The organism is Bacillus cereus group sp. BfR-BA-01524 (genome assembly GCF_022662595.1).
Taxonomy (GTDB): domain Bacteria; phylum Bacillota; class Bacilli; order Bacillales; family Bacillaceae_G; genus Bacillus_A; species Bacillus_A thuringiensis_S.
The window spans coordinates 1-356 of the sequence record NZ_JAKUDW010000321.1; the positions used below are offsets into that span (position 1 = coordinate 1).

The window sequence follows — 356 nt, forward strand, 5'->3', positions numbered from 1 at the left end:
CGCTTCTTCTTTTACTTCTGGTGCTTTCGGTTGTTGTTTCTCTTCTTGTGCTTGTTGCTGCTCTGGTTGCTTATTTACAGCCGGCTGTTCTTTCGGTTGTTCCTGTTGTTTCTCTTCTTTCTTTACCTCTGGTTGTGCCTGCGGCTTTTCCTCTTTCGGCTTCTCTTCTACTTTTTGTTCTTGTTTCTCTTTCTGTTCTTCTTGCTGCTTTTGCTCTGATTCAGCTTGCTTTTCTTCTTTTTTTTCTTCCGGCTTCGCTTCATCTTTTTGTTCTTCTTGTTTCGCTACCTCTTCTTGCTTCGGTTCTACCTTCTTCTCAGGCTTTACAGCTGCCTCTTCACATCCGGCAAGTAGCC

General features: G+C 43.8%; 1 pseudogene. It reads right to left on the minus strand.

Annotation, left to right across the window (positions count from 1 at the left end):
- Positions 1 to 356 (minus strand): annotated as a pseudogene (locus MR170_RS31270) (DUF4430 domain-containing protein); the annotation flags it as partial.